This window comes from Azospirillum sp. P4_B5, assembly GCF_056402275.1.
The window spans coordinates 94589-112291 of record NZ_JBFUHT010000008.1 but is presented as its reverse complement, the minus strand read 5'-3'; the positions used below and the strand labels follow the sequence as shown (position 1 = coordinate 112291).

General features: G+C 69.5%; 16 protein-coding genes. 5 read left to right on the top strand and 11 right to left on the bottom strand.

Annotated elements, in window-relative coordinates:
• Positions 1 to 44: 44 nt before the first annotated feature.
• The 6 genes from AC1DVI_RS08260 to AC1DVI_RS08235 all read right to left on the bottom strand — a co-directional run bounded on the left by AC1DVI_RS08260 (position 45) and on the right by AC1DVI_RS08235 (position 6069).
• Entirely contained in the window at positions 45 to 851 is an 807-nt protein-coding gene (locus AC1DVI_RS08260; RefSeq protein WP_476957534.1) for a sugar phosphate isomerase/epimerase family protein, read from the bottom strand.
• Positions 848 to 1666, bottom strand: a complete 819-nt coding sequence (locus AC1DVI_RS08255) for an SDR family NAD(P)-dependent oxidoreductase (RefSeq protein ID WP_476957533.1) — start codon at positions 1664 to 1666, stop codon at positions 848 to 850. The genes AC1DVI_RS08260 and AC1DVI_RS08255 overlap by 4 nt, the downstream gene beginning before the upstream one ends.
• A 14-nt stretch (positions 1667 to 1680) precedes the next feature.
• A complete protein-coding gene (locus AC1DVI_RS08250) occupies positions 1681 to 2658 on the bottom strand; it encodes an ABC transporter substrate-binding protein (protein WP_464882649.1) in 978 nt (325 codons plus the stop codon).
• On the bottom strand, positions 2655 to 3707 hold the full coding sequence (locus tag AC1DVI_RS08245; RefSeq protein WP_476957532.1) for an amidohydrolase family protein: 1053 nt from the start codon (positions 3705 to 3707) through the stop codon (positions 2655 to 2657). Before AC1DVI_RS08245 ends, AC1DVI_RS08250 begins: the two co-directional genes overlap by 4 nt.
• 74 nt (positions 3708 to 3781) lie before the next feature.
• Positions 3782 to 5299, bottom strand: a complete 1518-nt coding sequence (locus tag AC1DVI_RS08240) for an ABC transporter permease (protein WP_476957531.1) — start codon at positions 5297 to 5299, stop codon at positions 3782 to 3784.
• Positions 5296 to 6069 (bottom strand): ABC transporter ATP-binding protein, encoded by a 774-nt coding sequence (locus AC1DVI_RS08235; RefSeq protein ID WP_476957530.1) that lies wholly within the window; start codon positions 6067 to 6069, stop codon positions 5296 to 5298. Before AC1DVI_RS08235 ends, AC1DVI_RS08240 begins: the two co-directional genes overlap by 4 nt.
• 382 nt (positions 6070 to 6451) lie before the next feature.
• Here AC1DVI_RS08235 and AC1DVI_RS08230 point away from each other — a divergent pair, with 382 nt between their 5' ends.
• On the top strand, positions 6452 to 7375 hold the full coding sequence (locus AC1DVI_RS08230; protein WP_476957529.1) for a LysR family transcriptional regulator: 924 nt from the start codon (positions 6452 to 6454) through the stop codon (positions 7373 to 7375).
• Here the strand turns inward: AC1DVI_RS08230 and AC1DVI_RS08225 are convergent.
• The 4 genes from AC1DVI_RS08225 to AC1DVI_RS08210 all read right to left on the bottom strand — a co-directional run bounded on the left by AC1DVI_RS08225 (position 7359) and on the right by AC1DVI_RS08210 (position 11878).
• Entirely contained in the window at positions 7359 to 8876 is a 1518-nt protein-coding gene (locus tag AC1DVI_RS08225; RefSeq protein ID WP_476957528.1) for an FAD-dependent oxidoreductase, read from the bottom strand. The two genes, AC1DVI_RS08230 and AC1DVI_RS08225, sit on opposite strands and share 17 nt — an antisense overlap.
• Positions 8877 to 8966: 90 nt before the next feature.
• Positions 8967 to 10133: an NADH:flavin oxidoreductase/NADH oxidase gene (locus AC1DVI_RS08220; protein ID WP_476957527.1), complete on the bottom strand. Its 1167-nt coding sequence runs from the start codon at positions 10131 to 10133 to the stop codon at positions 8967 to 8969.
• Positions 10134 to 10141: 8 nt separating this feature from the next.
• Positions 10142 to 11572: an FAD-dependent oxidoreductase gene (locus AC1DVI_RS08215; RefSeq protein ID WP_476957526.1), complete on the bottom strand. Its 1431-nt coding sequence runs from the start codon at positions 11570 to 11572 to the stop codon at positions 10142 to 10144.
• A 75-nt stretch (positions 11573 to 11647) separates the two neighbouring features.
• Positions 11648 to 11878, bottom strand: coding sequence for a hypothetical protein (locus tag AC1DVI_RS08210; RefSeq protein WP_035684237.1), 231 nt, complete (start codon positions 11876 to 11878; stop codon positions 11648 to 11650).
• 275 nt (positions 11879 to 12153) lie between these two features.
• Between AC1DVI_RS08210 and AC1DVI_RS08205 the strand changes: the two genes are divergently transcribed.
• Both AC1DVI_RS08205 and AC1DVI_RS08200 read left to right on the top strand, forming a co-directional pair.
• Positions 12154 to 13383, top strand: coding sequence for an ABC transporter substrate-binding protein (locus AC1DVI_RS08205; protein ID WP_476957525.1), 1230 nt, complete (start codon positions 12154 to 12156; stop codon positions 13381 to 13383).
• Positions 13384 to 13439: 56 nt separating this feature from the next.
• Positions 13440 to 13799 (top strand): NIPSNAP family protein, encoded by a 360-nt coding sequence (locus tag AC1DVI_RS08200; protein WP_149165983.1) that lies wholly within the window; start codon positions 13440 to 13442, stop codon positions 13797 to 13799.
• Between the two features lie 86 nt (positions 13800 to 13885).
• Here the strand turns inward: AC1DVI_RS08200 and AC1DVI_RS08195 are convergent, their stop codons facing one another.
• Positions 13886 to 14941: a Gfo/Idh/MocA family protein gene (locus tag AC1DVI_RS08195; protein WP_476957524.1), complete on the bottom strand. Its 1056-nt coding sequence runs from the start codon at positions 14939 to 14941 to the stop codon at positions 13886 to 13888.
• A gap of 352 nt (positions 14942 to 15293) precedes the next feature.
• On the opposite strand from AC1DVI_RS08195, the gene AC1DVI_RS08190 reads away from it, so the two are divergent.
• Entirely contained in the window at positions 15294 to 15848 is a 555-nt protein-coding gene (locus tag AC1DVI_RS08190; protein ID WP_476957523.1) for a MarR family winged helix-turn-helix transcriptional regulator, read from the top strand.
• Positions 15849 to 15888: 40 nt separating this feature from the next.
• A complete protein-coding gene (locus AC1DVI_RS08185; RefSeq protein ID WP_476957522.1) occupies positions 15889 to 17667 on the top strand; it encodes an FAD-binding protein in 1779 nt (592 codons plus the stop codon).
• Positions 17668 to 17703 lie beyond the last annotated feature (36 nt).

Here is a 17703-nt window from a genome sequence, read left to right as displayed (position 1 = left end):
CGTCGTACTGAAAGCCGTTGAACGGCGGGAGCAAAGGGCGTGGGTCAGAGCGCCGCCAGCAGGCGGCGGGTGGCGGCGACCGCGCGCGCCACCCGCGCCGGCGCGTCCATCGTCCGCGCGAGTGTGGCGGTCGGAATTTCCAGGGCGAGCGGCAGGCCGGGCGGAAGCGCGCGCAGCAGGCCGATCAGGTCGATGCCGCCTTCTCCCGGAAACAGCCGCTCCTTCACCGCCGTGTGCAGCAGGGAGTCGCGGTCGGCCGCATGCTCGCGCGGGGCGTCGCAGAGATGCATGTAGGCGAACAGATCGGGCGGAATCGCCGCCACCTCGGCCGGCGTGCCGCCGGAACGGTCGTAATGCAGCGCGTCGAGCGCGATGCCGATGTTCGGGCGCCCTACCCTACCGATCAGACGGGCGGCGGCGGCGGCGCTCGGCACGCTCATCCAGGGCACGAACTCGAACTGCACGGTCAGGCCGAAGCCGGCCGCGTCGTCGCACAGCCGCCCCAGCCGCGCGGCCAGTCGCCCCTCGTCCGGGTCGTCGCCGGTCGCCAGCACATGGCGGGCGCCCAGCTCGGCCGCGGCCTCCAGGAAGGGGCGGAAGGCGTCGAGGTCGGTGTGCGGCAGGACGCGGGCGGTGTTGGCGTCGAGCGCCGTGACGCCGCGGTCGGCCATGCGTCGCTTCATCTCGCGCCGCAGGGCGGGGTCGGCCAGCAACGGCATCGGATCGCCGTCGGGCTGGCCGCCCAGCAGACGCAGCCCGACATGGGCGAAGCCCTGGTCCGCTGCCACCGTCACCATGTCGGGCGGCGACAGCTCCGGCACCGTGTAGTAGGAGAGCGACAGCGGATTCATGCAGCACCCCCCGCCGCCTGAGCGGGAGACGGGGCCGCACGGACACCGCCATACTGCGCCCAGGTGCCGGCGACGTGCCATCCGGCATCCACGACCAGATTGACGCCGGTGATCGCCGAGGCCCGGTCGGAGGCCAGGAACTCAATGCTTTCCGCCACTTCGCGCGGCTGGACGATCCGGCCGAGCGCCGTGAACTCGGCCGGGTCGGCGGCGTAGCGGCCCGACCGGATACGCTCCACCACCCGCGGCACCAGGGTGGAACCCGGCGAGACGCAGTTGACCCGCACCCCGGCGCGGCCCCACTCCCCGGCGAGGTTCAGCGTCAGGCTGACCACCCCCGCCTTGCTCGACGCATAGGCATGGACCGGCACCGAACCGATGGCGGCGATCGACGCGATGTTGACGATGCTGCCCCGCCCTTGCCGCGCCATGCGGGTGCCGAAGGCGCGGTTGGCGTAATAGGTGCCGGTCAGGTTGACCTGGACCGTGCGCTCCCACACCTCCAGCGGCAGCTCGGCGGGCGGCAGCACCGGCTGGAAGACCGCGGCGGCGACCACCAGCGCGCCGACCGGACCATGCGCCGCCTCGATGGCGGCGGCGGCTTGGTCGACCGCGGCGGCGTCGGCGATGTCGAGCGCCAACGCGGCACCGCCGAGTTCGCCGGCCACCCGCTCCGCAGCATCCGGGTCGAGGTCGGCGACCGCCAGCCGCCAGCCGCGCGAGGCCATCAGGCGGGCGGTCTCTTCCCCGATGCCGTTGCCGCCGCCGATGACGACGGCCAGCGTGCCGTCCGCGGCCGGGATTTGCTGGGTCATGGCGGAGTACCCCGTCACTTGCGCAGGTCGGCGGCGAGGAAGGAGTCGTCCAGCACCTTCGACCAGTCCACCGGGCCGGACCACTCGCCCATGCGCTCCATGCCCTTGACCCAGATGTTCAGGCCGTCCATGTCGAAGTCGCCCTGACTCCAGTACTTGATCGCCGCCATGCGCTTCATCGAGGTGGTGGCGACCTCCACCGGCAGCGTGTCGCCGTAGCGCTTGGAGACCATCTTCGCGGCCTCCTCCGGATTTTCGTAGATGAAGTTCACCGCCGAGCGCCAGGCGGCGAGCAGCCCGCGCAGCTGGTCCGGGCTCTTGCGCATGAAGTCGCCGGTGGCGACGCCGACGGTCGGCGTCATCGACGGCAGGTTCTCCAGCGAGAAGGCGACGTTGTAGCGGTCCTTGCGGGCGCTGTAGAGCGGCTCCAGGATCAGCGCCGCATCCACCCCGCCCTGCTCCAGCGCCGACAGGCCGGAGCCGACGGACCCGAGCGCCACGATGTCGGCCTTGCCGGGGAAGCCGGCCGCCTCGAAAGCCATGACGACCATCAGTTCGCTCGAGGATTTCGGCGCGGTGATGCCGACCTTCCGGCCGACCAGATCCTTGACCGAGGAGACGCCGCTGTCCGGCCGCGTCACCCACAGCAGATCGTCCACCCGGCGGATCGCGGTGTGGACGATGCGAATGTCCATGCCCTGCCTGATGCCGGCCAGCGCGGTGGAGGTGCTGACGATGCCGTAGCCCAGGCCGCCGCCCACCATGTTGCGGATGCCGGTGCCGCCGCCGACCGAACTCATCACGTCGGTGACGTCGACGCCGTTCTTCTTGTAGTCGCCCCGTTCAAGCGCCACGGCGATCGGAGCGGTGTTCAGCAGGGCGCCGTAATGGGACGCCATGATTTCCAGCGCATTGGCCTGGGGTGCTGCCAGCAGGCCGCCGATCAGCGGCACCGCCGCCAGCGCGCGGGTCAGGAAACGGGTGATGGTCATGGCGTTCCTCCGTTATGGGCCTTGTCGCTTCTATTGGGGCCGTTTCTATCGGGGTCTTTTCTCAGCAGGCGGCGGGCGTTGCCGGCCAGCGCCGGCGATACGGCGCCGTGGTGTCCGTCCTCAGGCTGGTCCCAGCCGGCGAAGTTCGTGCCGAAGACCAGCCGGTCCGGCCCCACAACCTGGGTCAGCAGCGCCAACGCACGGTCGTCGTTCAGGTGCGTGTCGAACCACAGGCGCGACAGCATCTCCTCGAAGGCGCCGTCCTTCTTCATCGACTGGCTGGCCCAGGGGCGCTTCATCCCGGCCTGGGCCAGCCGCCCGGCGGTAAAGGCGGCGGCCCCGCCGCCATGGCTGATCCAGACGTCCAGCCCGGGGTGCCGCTCCAGCACGCCGCCGAAGATCAGGGTGGCGACGGCGATGGTCTCCTGCGCGGCGAAGCCGATGATGACGTCGAGGTCGAAGCGCTTCAGCGCCGGATCGCCGGGCGGTCCGTCGATGCCAGCCGGGGCCGGATGCAGGAACAGAGGCACGTCCAGGCGCACGAACGCCTCGTAGAGCCTGTCGAACTCCGGGCTGTGCAGCGGCTCGCCCGCGAATTCGGTGCCGGTCGCCGCCCCCCACAGGCCCAGCTCGCCGACGGAGCGCTCCAGCTCCTCCGTCGCGGCGCGCGGGTCCTGCATCGGCAGGGCGGCCAGCCCGCCCAGCCGGTCGGGATAGCGCCCGACCAGCTCCGCCAGCGCGTCGTTGTGGCGGCGGCAGAAGGAGACGGCCGAGGGCACGTCGATGTGATGGAAGTAGTTCAGCGGACTGGCCGACAGCACCTGGAAATCGATGCCGGCCCCGTCCATGCGGCGAAGCCGCAGCTCCGGATCGGTGAAGGGGCTGTTCAGGTGGCGGACGCCGCTCAGCCGGTAGTTGCCGACGCGGTACCAGGGCTGGCCGTTCTCGTCGACGCCATGCTCCGGCCCGTGGACGCCGGCGGCGCCGTTGGTCGCCTCCAGGCGGACATGGGCATGGACGTCGATCAGCTTCGCGGTTTCGATGGGCATGAGAGGGTCCTTTCCGCCGGACGGGCCGGCGGCCGGGAAGGAGGTGACGAATTAAGCGGGCGCCAGGCGCCGGGTCAGGACGCCCTGTGCATCCGGTTGTCCAGCGCGAGCAGCGCGCTGTTGACCGCCAGGGCGAACAGACCGATCAGCACGGTGACGCTCATCATCGTCGCCGTGTCGTTGACGCTGATGCCGTTCATGATCATGAAGCCCAGCCCGCGCTTGGACGCGAACATCTCGCCGACCATCACGCCCAGCAGGGTGATGGAGAAGCTGATGCGCAGGCCGGTCACGATCTCGGGGACCGTCGCCGGCACCAGGATCGCGCTCAGCGTCTGCATCCGCGACAGCCGCATGGCGCGGGCCGAGCGCCGCAGCACCGGGTTCATGGCGCGGATGGCGCCCATGGTGACCAGCATCATCGGGATGAAGCCGTGCAGCGTGCCAAAGGCCACCTTCGCCGGCATGCCCAGCCCGAACAGCAGCAGGATCACCGGATAGAGCGTGACCTTGGGAATGGCGTAGAGGGTGACGAACAGCGGCTCCAGCACGTCCGACAGCGCACGGTTCGCGCCGATCAGGACGCCCGCCAGCCCGCCGCCGATGCAGGAGATCAGCAGCGACAGCCCCAGCGCCTTGGCGGTTTCCGCCACATTGTCCCAGAAGGACGGGTTGCCGAACAGGACGACCAGCCGGTTCAGGGTGACGGCCGGCGAGGCCAGCGCCTCGTCCCCCGCAAGCCCATGGAACAGCTGCCAGCCGCCCAGGATCAGCAGGGCGATGACGGCGGCGGCCACCAGCTTTTCCCGCGCTCCGGCGGTGTCGCGGGCGGCGCCGACGCGGCCGGCGCCCGAGCGGTGGCGCACCCGCTGTTCCGCCCAATGCAGCAGGACGGTCAGGCTGGACACGAAGACCACCACAAACAGCAGCAGCGCGTACATCGTCCGGTCCTGGAGATTGTTGTACGCGAAGGCGATGGAATAGCCGAGCCCGCTGCCGGCCAAGATGAACTCCGCCCCGATGACGCCGGTCACCGAATAGCTCAGCGCCAGCTTCACGCCGGTGAAGATGTGCGGCCCGGCCGCCGGAAGCTGGATCAGCAGCGCGTCCTGGAAGCGGTCGAGGCGGTATGTGCGGCCGACCTTGCGCAGCACCGGCGGGATGCGGTCCAGCCCGGACAGCGTCGCCGTCACCATCGCCATCACCGCGTAGAGGAAGCCCATGGCGATGATCGGCAGCGCGTTCATGCCGAGCAGCACGATGAACAGCGGATACAGAACGAAGAACGGCAGGGCGTAATAGCTGGCGATCAGCGGTTCGACGGCCCGGCGGACCCGCGGCAGGGCGTGGAGCGTGACGCCGCCCGCGAAGCCCACCACCATCGCGGCGACGGCGGCGGCGAGGATGTTGCGCAGGGTGAAGCCGATCTGCGTCCAGAACCCGTCGGTCCCCATCAGCCGGATCAGTTCGGCCAGCATCTCCGACGGCGGGATCATGGTGCTGCGTCCGACATAGCCCAGGCGGCAGGACGCCTCCAGCGCCAGGACGGCAGCGGCGGTGATCAGCAGGCGCTGGATGCCGGCCCGCGTCATCCGATGACCCTCCGCTGGCTGGCCATCGCCTTCAGCGATTCCTCGCGCAGCGTGTTCCACAGGCGGGTGGTGACCTCGCCGAAGGCGGGTTCGGCGGCGATGGCGCTGGTCCGGTCGCGCGGCCAGCCGGTTTCGACGATCTCGATGAAGCGGCCCGGGCGGGACGACATCACGCCGATGCGGTCCGACAGCATCGCCGCCTCGTCCAGCGCATGGGTGATCAGCAGGACGGTTGCCCCGCTGGCCCGCCACAGCCGCAGCAATTCGTCGCCCATCAGCAGGCGCGTCTGCTGGTCGAGCGCGCCGAACGGCTCGTCGAGCAGCACCAGGCGCGGACGCATGACCAGCGTGCGGGCAATGCAGACGCGCTGGCGCATGCCGCCGGACAGCTGGTTGGGATAGGCGTCGGCGAAATCGTTCAACCCCATGAAATCGATGGCATGGCGCACGCGGTCATCCGCCTCCGCTCCACGGAATCCGGCACGGCGCAGGCCGAAGCCGATGTTGTCGCGCACGCTCAGCCAGGGGAAGGACGCATCCTCCTGGAACACCACGCCGACCCCGTCGGGAACCGTGCCGCGCACGCGCTTGCCCTCGAAGGTGATGATGCCGTCGGTGGGGCTGCTCAGTCCGGCCAACACGTCGAGCAAGGTGGATTTGCCGCAACCGGACGGCCCGACGATGGAGAAGAACTCTCCCCGCCGAAGCTCCAGATCGACCGGCCCCAGGGCATGGACGGTCGATCCGAAGATGCGGGTGACACCCGTCATCACCGCATGGCTCCCAGCCGCCAAGCCGTTGGAGCCTTGGGCGCGGCCGAAGGGAATGGGTTGCGCCGGATGGGACGCGCCTGCCGGGTCCTTGGGAACCGGTGCTCTTTCTGACGATAGGCCACGCATGGGTTGTGTCTCCCTCCCGGTGACGGGCGTTCGGCGTTCCGCCTGAATTCTGTCCGCCTGAATTCTGTTTGTTTTGTAAGCATACAAATGCAGGCCGCCGGCCCTGTCCAGGACAGCTTTGGACCACCCCCATATAAAAATTGTTTGCCCTCCCCCGCCGCCGGTGCGAGGCTTTGGACCACGCGCATCGCGTCCTGCCCCTTGTCAGACCGCGTGCAAGCGATGCGAACCGCCGGAACGATGGACCCCGCCGATGCGCAGCCGCCAGTTGGAAAGCTTCATCCTGGTCTGCGAACTGGGCAGCATCAGCAAGGCTGCGCTGGCGCTGAACATCGCGCAGCCGGCATTGGGGGTGCAGATCAAGGCGCTGGAGCGGGAATTCGGCGTGCCGCTGCTGGTCCGCACCGTCACCGGCACCCACCCCACCCCGGCCGGCCTCCTCTTCCTGGAAGAGGCGAGGCTGATGGTGCGGCGTTTGGAGGATTTGAAACGGTCGCTGCGCGAGGTTGCCGGGCAGGTTCCGAGGACACTGGCCGTGGGGCTGACCCCCAGCCTGTCGGGGTTGCTGGCCGGCCGGCTGATGGAACGGCTGCACGGCGCCCTGCCGGGGGTGGAACTGAAGCTGTTCGAGGAGTTGAGCCACGCACTGATCGGCCATGTCGCATCGGGCAAGCTGGATCTTGCGCTGGCCTACACGGCGCCGCACAGCCGCATGCTGCACCGCGAACCGCGGCTGAACGAGGCGCTGTGCCTGATCACCCATCCGGGTTCGCGGTTCGACGGGACTGGGCCGGTGACGCTGGCGGGAATCGCCGGCGCCGAACTGGCGATGCCCAACGAGGGCGATCTGGTCCGGCGTTTGGTCACCGACGCGATGACCGCGCGCGGGCTGGTGCCGAACGTCGCCTTCTCGTTGGAATCCATGCAGGCGATCAAGGACATGGTCCGGCGCGGACTGGCCTGTGCGATCCTGCCGCACAGCGCCGTCGCCGAGGACATCCAGGCCGGCGCCCTGGTGATCCGGCCGATCGTCGAGCCGCCGCTGATGCGCACACTGTTCCTCATCCGCCCGACCGTAACCGAACCGAACGCGGCGACGGCCCAGGCGCTGCGCATCATCGACGACCTGCTGGACGAGCTGAGGCGCGAGGACCGAAACTTCACCGTCGCGTCGTGATTCCGGCATCATTGCGAGCCGCATGAACGCCAGCGAGTCTGCCGGATGTGAAGGCCCAGGCCAGATGATGGCCGTGCCCTTCCAGCAGCAGACCGCCCTGCCCGACCGACCCGACGGCGTAGAGGCCCGGAATCGCCTGCCCATCACCCCGCGTCACCTGATGGTTGCGGTTCACCGTCAGGCCGCCGTCCGTCAGGATGATCCAGCTTTTGACCGGTCCCAGCGCATGGAACGGCCCCTTGCCGATGGGAGGCCGCCCGCCGGGACCGGCATTGTGCGCGCTGATCGCCTTACCGAGTGCCGCGGCGGGCACCCCCATGGAGGCCGCCAGCTCCTCGATCGACCGGCCGCGATGGTAGAGGTCCGGCCGCGTCCGCTTGTAGTCCTGGAGGTAGGCGTAGGCGACGCCGGGGGCGGTCGAAATGAAGTGCGGCCATTTGCCGAACCTGCGCGCCACCTCGTCGTCGAAGACGATATAGCCCACCTTGTCGGGCTGTTCGGCCAGGGCGTAGTTCGGGCGGTCCAGTTCGTCGGCGAAGCGCTCGCCGCGTTTGTTGACCAGGATCGCCCCCTCGCGGAACAGCGAGGGCTCCGGACTGAGATAGGTGGTCACGAAGGACAGGATGAAGGGGCGCAGGCTCCAGGTCGGCAGCCTTTCCAGGGCCAGGCGCATGGCGCCGGTCAGCAGCCGGTGCGGCGGCAGCCGCAGGAGGGCGCTGGGCTTGGCCGGCGGCATGAAGCGCAGGTTCGGGCCGTAGACGATCTCCCCGAACTTCACCTCGGCGCCGAGTTCCTCGCCGAACCGGTGTCCGTCGCCGACATTCGTCGTGTTCACGCCGTCCACTTCGGCGACCGCCGGGTTGAATCGCCGCTTCCAGTCCGGGCTGGACGAGTAATCGCCGGTCGCCAGGACGACCGCGCGGCGGGCGCGCAATTCTTGCGGCCGCCCGTCGATCCGGGCCGCCACGCCGACCACGCGGCCATCCTCCACCAGCAGCCGCTCCACCGTCGCGTTGACCCGCGCATCGACGCCGACGCGGCGCGCCTCGCGCGCCACGAAATAGATGTAGGCCCGTGAGTTGGGCAGCACGTTGTGCATGCGCGGCTGCCGGTGCGGCGGCTCCGGCATCGGACCGTAGAAGGTCACCCCCAGCGACATCAGCCATTCCACGCTGGCCGGAACATTCTCCACCAGGATGCGCCGCAGTTCCTCGTTGTCGGCCGCCGCCGCCCGGTCGCCGGCGAACTTGACGGCGAATTTCCCCATATCCTCGAAATGGGCCTGCGGATCGTCGACGATTCCCGCCTGGCGCTGATGAGGGGTGCCGGTGGCGGTGATCGACCCGATCGACAGGCCGGTGCTGCCGCGCAGCTCCGTGTGCTTCTCCAGCAGAATGACCCGTGCGCCTTCCCGGCGGGCGAAGATGGCGGCGGTCAGGCCGGAGCCGCCGCCGCCCACCACCACGATGTCCGTCTCTTCGCGAACAACATCCGCGTTCATTTCGATCCCTTTTCCAATGGGCAGGCCTCCGGCGCCGCGCCACGAGGAGCGCGCCGGTCCGCCGCCTGTCGTTGTCGGATACGGTCGTCTTCAGTTCTGCTTGCGGTCGAGCGTCCGCGCCCGGCGGGCCAGCCACCAGCCGGACTGTTCCGGCCATCCGTCGAAGCGTCCGTCGCACAGCTGCTGCCGGGCGTGCAGCGGCCAGTTGGGATCGGCCAGCGCCTCCCGTCCGATGGCGACGAGGTCGGCCTCCCCATCGCGCAGGATCGCTTCCGCCTGCCGGCCGTCGAGGATCAGGCCAACCGCCATGGTCGCGATCCCGGCCTCCCGCCGAATCCGCCCGGCGAACGGCACCTGGAAGCCGGGATGGCGCGGCACCGCCGCCGCGGTGGCCGAAACCCCGGTCATGCCGCCGGAGGAACAGTCGATCACGTCGATCCCGAGGTCCCGCAGGTCGCGGCTGAAGGCCACGCTGTCCTCGATCGTCCAGCCGCCCTCGATCCAGTCGGTCGCCGAGAGGCGGACGAACATCGGCCGGTCGGCCGGCCAGACCGCCCGCACCGCCATCGCCACCTCCAGCGGGAAGCGGCAGCGCCCTGCCGGATCGCCGCCATAGCCGTCGGTCCGCCGGTTGCTGAGCGGCGAGAGGAACTGATGCAGCAGGTAGCCGTGGGCGCAATGCAGTTCCACCGCCTCGAACCCCGCCTCCAGCGCCCGCGCCGCCGCGGTTCGCCAAGCCTCGACGAGGGCGGCGAGACCGGCGCGGTCCAGCTCCGCCGGCACCGGCCAGCCGTCGGCGACGGGCAGCGGACTTGGACCGATCACCGGCCAGGGCGGCTCCCCGCGTGCCGCGTCGGCGGCGGCGAGCGGGCCATGCCCCTGCCAGGGCCGCTGGGTGGCCGCCTTGCGCCCGGCATGGCCGAGCTGGATGCCGGGAACCGCGCCGAGCGCCTTCAGCGTTCCGGCGATGCCGCGCAGACCGGGGATCTGCCGGTCGTCCCACAGGCCGAGATCGCCGGGCGTGATCCGCCCCTGCTCGGTCACCGCCGTCGCCTCGACCATCACCATGCCGGCGCCGCCCATGGCGAAGCGGCCGAGATGCACCCGGTGCCAGTCGCCAGCCTCGCCGTCCACCGCCGAATACTGGCACATCGGCGAGATGACGATGGGATTGCGCAGCGTCGTCCCGCGCAGGGCGACCGGCCTGCACAGCAGCGGCCGTGCGGCCGGGGTTTCGCCGGTGGACGGACTCTCCATCTCCGGCCTCACCGCCCCACCCCGCTCCCGACAAACCCATCGTGCCCAAGCTCGGCGGCGGCGGCCTCGGCCGCGCGCAGCCCGGTAACCGATGATTTGGTCAGGCCGCCGACATAGCCGATGGCGTCGCCGCCCTCCAGCCCGCCGGTCGTCGCTCCGGCGGCGAACAGGCCACCGATGGGCGTGCCGTCCTCGCGCCTGACCCGGCTGTGGTCGTCGATGGCGATGCCGCCCATGGTGTAGGTCATGCCGGCAACCAGGCGGATCGCCTGGAACGGCGCCTTGCGGATCGGGAAGGGACGCGCGCGGCCGGTGCTGCGCGGTGGCGTCAGGCCGGCGGTGTCGCCGCCATCCACCGCGGCGTTGTGGGCGGCGACCGTCGCCACCAGCCGGTCCGCCGGGATGCCGAGCTTTGCCGCCAGCCCCTCCAGCGTGTCGGCCTCGATGATGGTTCCGCCGACGCGGGGCAGGTGCGGGTTGGCCGGGATGATCGATTCGGTCCCCGGCCCGTCCCAGATCGGGCGGTCGAAAATCACCGTTGCCCCCAGCGGGTCGTCGAGCTTGGCGATCCGGTTGGTGACATAGACGCCGCCGCGGCCTTCGTCGACGAATCGGGCGCCGGTCCTGTCCACCACCAGCCCGGCCATGACGAGTTCGTCGAGCCACGGATAGGGCCACAGCTTATCGTTGTTCAACGCGTCCTGGCACAGGATGTGGCCGTAGACATAGGGCGTGCCGCGCAGGGCGGCCCCGGCGGCCGCGGCCATCCGCAACCCGTCGCCGCCGCCGGTGCCGGCGCCGCGTTGGCGCACCGCCTCGGGAGCCGGCGAGACATGGGCGCGCACGAGGTCCGGGTCGCCCTGGAATCCGCCGTCGGCGATGACCACGGCCCGGGCCTCGACCGTCAGCGTCTCGCCGTTCCGTTCGGCCCGCAGCCCGACGCAGCGGCCTCCCTCCATCATCAGTTCGCGGGCGCGCACCCCGCGGTGGATGCTGCCGCCGCGCTTCTCCAATGCGCCGCCCAACGTGCGAAGCAGGGTGTCGCCGCCCCTCCCCTCCCAGTTCAATCCCGGCTGCGGCAGGGCCGGCGGGGCCAGCACGGTGTCCTGCCAGTCGCGCGGGCCCGCTTTCATGAAGCGTATCCCCTGGCGGCGCAGCCAGTCGACGGCGCGCGGCGCCTCGGTTGCAAGCATCGTCACCAGGGCTTCGTCGACGAAGCCGTCCGTTTCGCTGCGGATGGTGTCCTTCACCTCCTCCACCGGACGGTTCAGGCTGCGCATGCCGATGTGGAAGGCGCCGCCCGTGTAGCGGGAGTTGCAAAGATAGCGGTCGTCGCTGCCCTTTTCCAAGACGACGACGCCCAGTCCGAGTTCGGCGGCGCGGTTCGCGGCTACCAGCCCGGCAATGCCGGCGCCGATGACGACCAGATCGGTTTTCATGGGGTCTCTTCCCTCCCGGAATGTGCTTCGCGGGCGTTTTGCCCGTCGGTTGCGTGTGGCCCTGCCGCCCGGCGCTTATTTCGGCAGCAGCATGTCGGAGATGATGGCGACCAGCTCCGCGAACGCCTTCATCACCAGGAACAGCAGCGGAGCGCTCAGCGCCAGGACCAGCGCGGCGCCACCGCCCCAGCCGGACAGCAGCGCCACCGCCGCCACGAAGAGCGGGGCCAGCCCAGCGACGACGGCCAGCCAAAAACCGTATTGGACGACGAAGCGAACCGCCGGATAGTTCTGTTCTGGCGACATGGTCCCTGATCCCAAGTTTGCGGGGGTGGTGCGGAGGCGCTGCTGTCCGGCTGGGCCGACGGGGCGGCAGGAAACGCCGCATAGCTGATTATTGACAGCACGCAATCGTGATGTACACTGATTATACGCATACTGTCAATATGCGGCGGTTGTTGAGTGGTGTGCGATCAGGCGGCGTGCGTTCCTGATCCGACCCGGTTCGACCGGGCCGGCGGAACCGTCCGGCCCCGCGCCCACCGCCATCCAAAAAACAAGCAACCCGTGGGAGGGACATCATGAACACGCGCGCTCCGGCACTGGCGCTGGGCCTGACCCTGGGCCTGACTCTGGGTCCAGCGGCCAGCGGAACCGCATCGGCCGCCTATACCGGCAACGTCGTCCGCATCGGCGTCCTCAACGACCAGTCCGGCCTCTATGCCGACATCATGGGCCAGGGATCGGTGACGGCCGCCCGCATGGCGGTCGAGGATTTCGGCGGCCGCATCGGCGACACGCCGGTCGAGGTGATCGCCGCCGACAACCAGAACAAGCCCGACATCGGCGCCGCCATCGCGCGGCAATGGTACGACGTCCAGGGCGTCGACATGGTTGCGGAGATCGCCAATTCCTCGGTCGCGCTGGCGGTGGTCGAGATCGCTCGCGACAAGAACAAGGTCGCCATCGTGTCCGGCTCCAACACCAACCGGCTGACCGGCGATTCCTGCTCGCCCAACCATGTGCATTGGGCGTTCGACAATTACGCGCTGGCTAACGCCACGGCGCGGGCGGTCGTCAAGCAGGGCGGAACCTCCTGGTTCTTCATCACCTCCGACTACGCCTTCGGCCACGACATGGAGAAGCAGGCCGGCGACATCGTGAAGCAGTCCGGCGGCACGGTGGTCGGTTCGGTGCGGGCACCGCTGAATTCGGCCGACTTCGCCTCCTACCTGCTGCAGGCGCAGGCATCGGGCGCGAAGGTGATCGGGCTGGCCAACGCCACCGCCGACTTCACCAGCACGGTGAAGCAAGGCAGGGAGTTCGGCATCCTCGACGGCGGCCAGAGATTCGCCGGCCTGACCGTGTACCTGACCGACATCGATGCGCTCGGGCTGGATGCGGCGCAGGGGACCCTGCTCAGCGTTCCGTTCTACTGGGACCTGAACGACAGGACCCGCGCCTTCTCCAAGCGCTTCTTCGAACGCCACGGCAAGATGCCGACCGCCTACCAGGCCTCGGTCTATTCGCAGGTGACGCATTACCTGAAGGCGGTCAAGTCGCTGGGCAGCGACGCCGACGGCCGCGCGGTCGTCGCCCGGATGAAGGAGCTGCCGACCGACGACGATGCCTACGGCCAGGGCTCGGTCCGCATCGACGGGCGCAAGCTGCACCCGATGTATCTGTTCCAGGTCAAGGCTCCGCAGGAATCGAAGGAGCGCTGGGACTATTACAAGCTGGTCTCGACCATTCCGACGGAAGAGGCCTGGAAGGCGCCCGACTTGGCCTGCAGCCTCGTCGCCAAGCAATGACGCCGGGACCGGCCGGCCATCCTCAACATCGGCACAGCATCGACAGGGAGTTTCCAGTGGTCGTCGAAGAACGCACGTATGTCCTGCACACCAGCGTCAGCCTCGCCGAGTATCTGCGCATCTACGAGACGGAGGGGTTGCCGGCGCAGAAGCCGATCCTGGGCGGGTTCCTCGGCTATTTCGTGACCGAGTTCGGCACCCAGAACCAGCTCGTCCATCTCTGGGCGTACGCCGACCTGGAGGACCGGCGGGCAAGGCGGGCGCGGCTGGCCGGAAACGCGCAATGGCAGGGCTGTCTGGCCAAGATCCGGCCGATGATCATGACCATGGAAAATCGGATCCTGTATCCGACCTCCTTCTCGCCCATCCGCGAACTGCCGGTCACGACCGGGCAGGCGGACACCGCGTTGGCCTGATCCGGGAACGGCCGAGGGGAAACGGCCGATTGGAAACGGAAGGGCTGCGCGGCGACGCGCMGCCCCACCCCCGTCAGGCGGCCCCGTCAGGCATTCAGCAGCCGGACCGGCTGGCCGGTGGCCGCGGCCTCCTTCACCGCCAGGGTCGCGCGCAGGGTCTCGGTGGCGTCGGAGCCGCCGGCCAGCGGTGCCTCCTCGCCGCGGATAACCCGGGCGAAATGGGCCAGCTGCAGGGCGTAGGGGTTGCCGGGCTTGAGCGGCAGCGCCGTCCGGGTGAAGGGATCGAGCCAGCCGCGCCCACCCTCGTAGCGCCAGAGTTCGAGGGTCGGCACCGTCAGCGAGCCGTGGGTGCCCGAGAAGAAATGGGTGGGAACATGCTGGCGGGCGAATTGCGGGCTTTCGCCGGTGGTCATGTCCCAGCTCCAGGGGGTCGCGGCGGCGTCCGACAGGCTGACGGTCGCCAGTGCCCCGTTGCGCAGCCGCAGCAGCACCGCGGCGGTGTCCTCCACCGCGAAGCCGCGGGTCCGGTTGGAGCTTGAGGCCTGCAGGCTCTCGATGTCGCCGCACAGGAAGCGCAGGGTGTCGATCTCGTGGATCAGGTTGATCAGGATCGGGCCGCCGCCCTCCTCCCGCCGCCAGGCGGCGTCGAAATAGCCGTCGGGCTTGAGGAAGGTGTAGAGGATCGTCGCCGTCACCAGCGCGCCGAGATCGCCGCGCCCGATCACCTCGCGCGCCATCCGCAGGATCGGGTTGTGGCGACGGTGATGGCCGACCAGCAGCGGCACGCCGGCACGCTCGGCGGCATCCGTCAGCCGCCGTGCCGCCTCCACCGTGTCGGCGATCGGCTTTTCCACCAGCACCGGAATGCCGCGCTCGATGCAGGCGATGCCGATCGGCGTGTGGGCGGCGTTTGGGGTGGCGACGATGACGCCGTCCGGCAATTCACCGCACTCCAGCAGCGCCCCGATGTCGGCATGGTGCGGCACCCCGTGCCGCTCGGCGAGCGCGCGGGCCCCCACGCCCGGATCGACGATGGCGGCCAACCGGCATGGATGCGCGTCCTGCTGGGCGTCGGACATGGCGTCGATGTGAGTCTTGCCGATGACGCCGGCACCGGCGACGGCGATGCGAAGGGGAGACATGCGAGGATCCTCGATTGGGAGCCCGATGGCGGGCGGAATGGCGATGCTCCGGCCCGGCGCCGCACCGGCCCCATCGGTCCAGCCGGGACGCCTGCCGCGGGCATCGCGAATATTGACAGCATACGTAATGTCAGCTTACATACTGATTGCATCCTGTCAATATCGCGGGTGGGACGGACGGTTTTGCACCCGAAGGATGGGGCGCCCGCCGACCACCGGCCCGCCGACCACTGGAGAGTGTGGACGGGATGGCGAAAGAACACGGCACAGGTCATGCGGGTTGTGCTGCCAGCGGCCTCCGTATGGGAGTATCACCGCAACATGAACAGGATCGACAGGTGCGCGCATGGCCATGGATGAACTTTACGCCAAGCCCGGACATCTTCTCCGGCGGGCACAGCAGATTTCGACAGCCCTCTTCACCGAAGAGTGCACGGTCCACGATCTGACCTCGGTGCAATATGCGGCCCTGGTCGCCATCGACGAGAATCCGGGGGTGGACGCCACCCGGCTGTCGGGGCTGATCGCCTTCGACCGCTCGACGCTGGGCGGCGTCATCGAGCGGCTGGAGGCCAAGGATCTCGTCTATCGCCGACCGAGCGAGGGGGACAAGCGGATCAAGCTTCTGTACCTGTCGCCGGCCGGCCGGGACATGCTGGTCACCGTCACCGCGGCGGTCGAACGGGTTCAGGAGCGCATCCTGGAACCCCTGCGGCCGGCCGACCGCAAGACATTCATCCAGCTCCTGACGCAACTGGTCAACCTGCACAACGACACCATGCCATCGTCGCTGCGGCTGGTCGTCGACCGCGAGACGGCCGAGGACACCGGCGCACCGCCCGCCGTCACCGATGGAAACACGAAACGCGGCAAGGCCGCAGCCGGTCGAAAGGTCAAGCGACGATAAGAACCTTCGACCGCGCGGGAGGAAACGGAGAGCACAAGGAATGGCACAAGTTACCGCGTGGGACGCCGAGGTCGATCTTCTGGTGGCCGGCGCCGGTCCGGGCGGCATGGCCGCCGCACTGGTCGGCGCACTGGAAGGGCTGGAGGTGATGGTCTGCGAGAAGTCCGGGCAGATCGGCGGCACCGCCTCCACCTCCGCCGGGACTCTCTGGATACCCGGCAACACGCAGAGCCGGCGGGCCGGCTACGACGACAGCCCGGAGCAGGCGGAGATCTACATGGACCGGCTGGTCGGCGGCACCAAGGGCCGCGACCTGCGCAGCGTCTATCTGGAGACCGGGCCGGCGGCGATCGACTATTACGACACCCGCACCGACGTCCAGTTCCTGCCCTGCGGGCGCCACCCGGACTATCAGCAGAACATGGCGGGGGCGGCGGTGACCGGACGGGCGATCGTGCCGAAGCCGTTCGACGGCCGCCTGCTCGGCGAGGATTTCCGGCTGGTCCGGCCGCCCATCGGCGAGTTCATGATCTTCGGCGGCATGATGGTCGGCAAGGACGACATCCCCCGCCTGATCGGCCGCTTCAAATCGGCGGCCAACTTCACCCATTCGGCCAAGCTGTTCCTGCGCTACCTGTCCGACCGGCTGAAATATCCGCGCGGCACGCGCATCACCATGGGCAACGCGCTGGTGGCCCGCCTGTTCTACAGCCTGCGCAAGCGCAAGGTGCCGATCCGGCTCGACACCGCCATCCGCGAGCTTGTGCGGGAGGATGGCCGCCAGGACGGCCGCCAAGACGGTCGCGTGATCGGCGCCGTGGTGGAAAGCGGCGGCCGGACGCTGCGGGTGCGGACGCGCAAGGGGGTGGTGCTGGCGACCGGCGGCTTCGCCCACAACCGCGAGTTCCGCAAGGCCTTCATGCCGCAGCCGGTTCCGGTCCATTCGCTGGCCTGCGAGACCGACACCGGCGACGGGCTGACCCTGGCCCAGGCGGCCGGCGCGAGGATCGACGGCGACCAGCATCGCGGCGGCGCCTTCTGGACGCCGGTGTCGGTGACGCGCCGGACGGGGGCCTGGAGGGGCTTGTTCCCCCATCTGGCGCTCGACCGCGCCAAGCCCGGCCTGATTGCGGTGAACGCCGCCGGCCGGCGTTTCGTGAACGAGGGCGCGTCCTACCACGACTTCGTCGAGGCGATGTTCGAATCGCACAAGCTGGTGCCGACCATGCCGGCCTGGCTGATCTGCGACTCCGCCTTCGTCGCCAAGTACGGTCTCGGTGTGGTGCATCCCGGCACCCGGAACCTGGCGCCGCACGAGAAGAGCGGTTATCTGACCACCGCCCCGACGCTGGAGGATCTCGCCCGCAAGATCGGCGTCGATCCGGCCGGGCTGGCGGACAGCGTGCGTCGGCACAACGGCTTCGCGCGGACCGGCAGCGACCTCGATTTCGGCAAGGGCGACAGCGAGTTGAACCGCTTCAACGGCGATCCGGAGAACAAGCCGAACCCGTGCCTCAAGCCGATCGAGGCAGCTCCCTTCGTCGCCGTCGCGGTCTGGCCGGCGGAGATCGCCTGCAGCGCCGGACTGGCGACGGACGCCGACGGCCAGGTGCTCGGCGAGTCCGGCGACCCGATCCAGGGGCTCTACGCCTGCGGCAACGACATGGCCTCGATCATGGCCGGCACCTATCCCGGCCCGGGGACGACGCTCGGCCCGGCTCTGGTCTTCGCCTACCGGGTGGCCATGCACGCGGCGGGCAAGAGCGATGCCGCCGGCAAAGCCTTGGCCGGTCGGGAGGAGCGGGCGGCGGCGCGCTGACGCCGCCCGCTCCTGTCCCGTAGCACATTACCGCCG